Source organism: Paraconexibacter sp., assembly GCF_041602235.1.
GTDB lineage: Bacteria > Actinomycetota > Thermoleophilia > Solirubrobacterales > Solirubrobacteraceae > Paraconexibacter.
The window spans coordinates 1-4,158 of the sequence record NZ_JBFIGP010000310.1; the positions used below are offsets into that span (position 1 = coordinate 1).

The 4,158-nt window shown below is 70.5% G+C and carries 6 protein-coding genes; all 6 read left to right on the plus strand.

Annotated elements, in window-relative coordinates; translation table 11 throughout:
• Nucleotides 1-159: 159 nt before the first annotated feature.
• Nucleotides 160-957, plus strand: a complete 798-nt coding sequence (locus tag ABYE80_RS17720; protein WP_372791632.1) for a DsbA family protein — start codon at nucleotides 160-162, stop codon at nucleotides 955-957.
• Entirely contained in the window at nucleotides 954-1,382 is a 429-nt protein-coding gene (locus ABYE80_RS17725; RefSeq protein ID WP_372791633.1) for a vitamin K epoxide reductase family protein, read from the plus strand. The genes ABYE80_RS17720 and ABYE80_RS17725 overlap by 4 nt, the downstream gene beginning before the upstream one ends.
• The gene (locus ABYE80_RS17730; RefSeq protein ID WP_372791634.1) at nucleotides 1,379-1,741 is read left to right on the plus strand and encodes a copper resistance protein CopC; all 363 of its coding nucleotides are present in this window, start codon (nucleotides 1,379-1,381) and stop codon (nucleotides 1,739-1,741) included. The genes ABYE80_RS17725 and ABYE80_RS17730 overlap by 4 nt, the downstream gene beginning before the upstream one ends.
• 71 nt (nucleotides 1,742-1,812) lie before the next feature.
• Nucleotides 1,813-2,043 (plus strand): CopG family transcriptional regulator, encoded by a 231-nt coding sequence (locus tag ABYE80_RS17735; RefSeq protein WP_372791635.1) that lies wholly within the window; start codon nucleotides 1,813-1,815, stop codon nucleotides 2,041-2,043.
• Nucleotides 2,040-2,444 (plus strand): type II toxin-antitoxin system VapC family toxin, encoded by a 405-nt coding sequence (locus tag ABYE80_RS17740; protein WP_372791636.1) that lies wholly within the window; start codon nucleotides 2,040-2,042, stop codon nucleotides 2,442-2,444. Before ABYE80_RS17735 ends, ABYE80_RS17740 begins: the two co-directional genes overlap by 4 nt.
• Before the next feature lie 25 nt (nucleotides 2,445-2,469).
• A partial coding sequence (locus ABYE80_RS17745) for an aconitate hydratase (protein ID WP_372791637.1) occupies nucleotides 2,470-4,158 on the plus strand: 1,689 nt, incomplete at its 3' end.

Genomic DNA, 4,158 nt, shown 5'->3' on the forward strand with positions numbered 1-4,158 from the left:
GGCGGCGCCCGCGGCCACGCCGGAAGCCGTGTCGGCAGCCCAGGAAGCTGACGATGACGACGACTCGGGGAACACCCTCGGCGTCATCGGGATCGTCCTGGGGACCCTCGGCCTCACGGCCGGCGGTCTGGCACTCACCCGTACCCGGAGGGAAACAGCATGAGCAACGGACCGACGAAAGCCGAACGCAAGGAGCAGCGCCGCGCGGAGCGCGAGGCGGCTGCGGCCGCACAGGCGCAGACGCAGACGCGCAAGCGCAGGATGCAGCAGCTCGGGGGCGTGCTGATCGCAGCTGCGGTCGTCGTCGCCGTCCTCGTGGTCATCAGCAGCAGCGGCACGGACGATGGCCCCGCGAAGGAGGCCGGCGAGACCGTGGCCGGCCAGACCGAGGTGGCGCAGCGGTTCGCCGGGATCCCTCAGGACGGACTGTCCGTCGGTGATCCCAAGGCGCCCGTGACGCTGGTCGAGTTCGCGGACATGCAGTGCCCGTTCTGCGCCCAGTTCGCCCGTGACGGGCTGCCGGGCCTCGTCGCCGAGGAGGTGAAGAACGGCACCCTGCGCGTCGAGTTCCAGCCCCTGGCGTTCATCGGCGACGACAGCCAGAAGATGGCGCGTGCGATCGCCGGCGCGGCGGAGCAGGATCGCGCCTGGCAGGCGATCGACCTGCTGTTCATCAACCAGGGCCAGGAGAACTCGGGCTTCGCGACCGACGAGTTCATGCGCACCACGCTCGGGGCGGTCGAGGGCCTGGACGTGGACGCTGCGCTGACCGCTGGAGAAGGGGCCGCCGGTACGACGGCGCTGAACGAGGCGCAGGCGCTGGCGTCGCGGTTCGGCGTGCAGAGCACGCCGTCGTTCCTGATCGGGAAGACCGGTGGGGACCTGAAGAAGCTCGACGTCAAGTCGCTCGACGGCAGCGAGATCAGCGACGCCGTCAAGGAGCTCGCCGGCACGTGAGGGATCGGCTTCGCACAGCCACCTTCGCCGTGACGTTCCTCGGCCTCGGTGTGGCGGGCTACCTCACGTACGCCCACTACGCCGGGATCGACCCTGCGTGCGGGATCGCCCACGGCTGCGCCAAGGTGCAGGCGTCGGACTGGTCCAAGCTCGCCGGCATCCCGGTCGCCCTGATCGGGCTGCTCGGATACGTCGGCATCCTCGGTGCCCTGTTCGTCCCGGGTGAGAACGGCCGCCTGGCCGCGGTCGGACTCGCCTGGGTCGGCTTCGGGTTCTCCGGCTACCTCACGTACGTCGAGATCGAGGAGATCAACGCCATCTGCCAGTGGTGCGTCGCCAGCGCGTGCTGCATGACGGCCCTGGCCATCCTGACCACGGTGCGCTTCCTCCGCGCACCCGAACCGCAAGGACCTCCAGTCGCATGACCTCCCCCTCCGCTCGCCGCTGTCTCGTCCTCGGGGTGCTCGTCGCCCTGGCCGTCCCGACCACGGCGCTGGGCCACACCGGCGTGTCCAAGCGCTACCCGAAGCCCGGCACGACCATCTCGAAGGGGCCCAAGACCGTCTACGTCACCTTCAGCCAGCGGATCCTCGGCGGGGCGAAGTTCACCGTGAAGCGGCGGGGCAAGGTCCTGATGCGCGGGCGCAACGATCGCCGCCATCCCAACCGCGTGATCGGCAAGCGGACCAAGCGGCTCCCGTCCGGCGTCTACAGGGTCTCCTGGTCGGCGCGGTCCCTGGACGGGCACAAGCTGACGGGACGATGGTCCTTCCGCGTGCGCTGAGCGACGCCTCCGGGTCGCCGCGCCCGCCCCTGTGCCGCCACCCGGCGGGGGAGTGTTACCCTACGTAGGGCATGAAGAAGACGAGCCTCTACCTCGACCCCGAGCTCGACGCGGCCCTGGCCCGTCGCGCCGAGGACGAGGGGCTCTCCAAGGCGGAGTACATCCGCCGCACGCTGGAAGGGTCGCTCACGCGCCCCAAGCGCATCCGCCCGCGCGCCGTCGGCGTGGTCACCGGCGACGGCCTGCCGGCGGACCTCTCGGCCCGCGACGAGGAGTACCTCGCGAGCGACGTCGGCCGGTGACGGTCGTCGTGGACACCTCGTTCGTGCTCGCCGTCCTGCGGGCCGACGACGCCAACCACGCCGCGGCGACGGGGTGGTTGACGACGCTCGGCGAGGACCTCTGGACCTCGCCGCTCGCCGTCGCCGAGATGGACCACTGGGCCTCCCGCCTGGGAGCGGCCGAGGAGTTCCGGCAGGACCTGGACTCCGGCGCCTACAACGTGAGGTGGTGGGCCGACGCGCTGCGTGAGACGATCGGCATCGCCCGGCTCCGGCCCGACATCGGGCTCACGGACGCCTCCCTGGTGGCCGTGGCCGGCCGTCTGGGAACCGATCGCATCGCCACCTTCGACCACCACCACTTCCGCTCGCTGACCACCGCCGCCGGGAAGCCGTTCGTCCTGCTTCCCGCCGACGCCTGACCCGACACCGAAAAGGACCCACCACATGTCCGAGAACCCGAACTCCTTCGATGCCCGCGCAACCCTCTCGGTCGGCGGTCGAGAGCACACGATCTACCGCCTCGACGCGCTGCAGTCGCAGTACGACGTCGCTCGCCTCCCCTACTCGCTGAAGGTCCTGCTGGAGAACCTGCTGCGGACCGAGGGCAACGGCGCGGTGACGGCCGAGTCGATCAAGGCGCTCGCCACCTGGGACGCCAAGGCCGAGCCCTCGCAGGAGATCGCGTTCACCCCCGCGCGCGTGGTGATGCAGGACTTCACCGGCGTGCCGGCGGTCGTCGACCTCGCCGCGATGCGCGACGCGATGGCGGACCTCGGCGGCGACCCGGCGAAGATCGAGCCGCTCGTCCCGGCGGAGCTCGTCATCGACCACTCCGTGCAGGTCGACGTCTTCGGCACGAAGGACGCCTTCCGCCGCAACGCCGAGATCGAGTTCGAGCGCAACGAGGAGCGCTACCAGTTCCTCAAGTGGGGGCAGCAGGCGTTCGAGTCCTTCAAGGTCGTCCCGCCGGACACGGGCATCGTCCATCAGGTCAACCTCGAGTACCTGGCGCGCACGGTGTTCGTGGACGACAAGACCGGCACGGCGTACCCGGACACGGTGGTGGGCACCGACTCGCACACGACGATGATCAACGGCCTCGGCGTGCTCGGCTGGGGTGTCGGCGGCATCGAGGCCGAGGCCGCGATGCTCGGGCAGCCGATCCCGATGCTGATCCCTCAGGTCATCGGCTTCAAGCTGTCCGGGTCGCTGCCGGAGGGCGCCACCGCCACGGACCTCGTCCTGACGATCACCGAGATGCTGCGCGAGAAGGGCGTCGTCGGGAAGTTCGTCGAGTTCTACGGCGCCGGCGTCACCGCGCTGCCGCTGGCGGACCGCGCGACGATCGGCAACATGTCCCCGGAGTTCGGGTCGACCTGCGCGATCTTCCCGATCGACGCCGAGACGATCCGCTACATGCGGTTCTCGGGCCGCCCGGACGACCTGTGCGAGCTCGTGGAGGCCTACGCCCGCGAGCAGGGCATGTGGCACGACGAGAACGCCGAGGAGCCGACGTTCTCCGACACCCTCGAGCTCGACCTGTCGACCGTGGTGCCCTCGATCGCCGGCCCCAAGCGCCCGCAGGACCGCGTCGCGCTGAGCGACGCCGCGAGCGCGTTCGGCGAGGCGATCAAGACCTACCTGCCCGGGCCGACCAACCAGCCGGGCGAGCGGGCGATCGAGGACGAGGCGCCGGTCGCGACGCAGGCGCGCCGCTCCGCGCCGGTGACCATGTCCAACGGCAGCACGTGCGACCTCAAGGACGGCGCGGTCGTCATCGCGGCGATCACGTCGTGCACCAACACGTCCAACCCGTCGGTGATGCTCGCCGCCGGACTGCTGGCGCGCAACGCGGTCGCCAAGGGCCTGACCGCCCGCCCCTGGGTCAAGACCTCGCTGGCCCCCGGCTCGATGGTCGTCACCGAGTACCTCGAGCGCGCGGGCCTGATCGACGACCTCGAGGCGCTCGGGTTCCACAACGTCGGCTACGGGTGCACGACGTGCATCGGCAACTCGGGACCGCTGCCCCCGGAGATCAGCGCGGCGATCAACGAGGAGGATCTCGTCGCGGTGTCGGTGCTGTCCGGCAACCGGAACTTCGAGGGCCGCATCAACCCCGACGTGAAGATGAAC

Excerpts from the sequence above, each read along its gene's own strand:
- ABYE80_RS17720 (WP_372791632.1), top strand. The coding sequence starts at position 160 with ATGAGCAACGGACCGACGAAAGCCGAACGCAAGGAGCAGCGCCGCGCG.
- ABYE80_RS17730 (WP_372791634.1), top strand. The coding sequence starts at position 1,379 with ATGACCTCCCCCTCCGCTCGCCGCTGTCTCGTCCTCGGGGTGCTCGTC.
- ABYE80_RS17735 (WP_372791635.1), top strand. The coding sequence starts at position 1,813 with ATGAAGAAGACGAGCCTCTACCTCGACCCCGAGCTCGACGCGGCCCTG.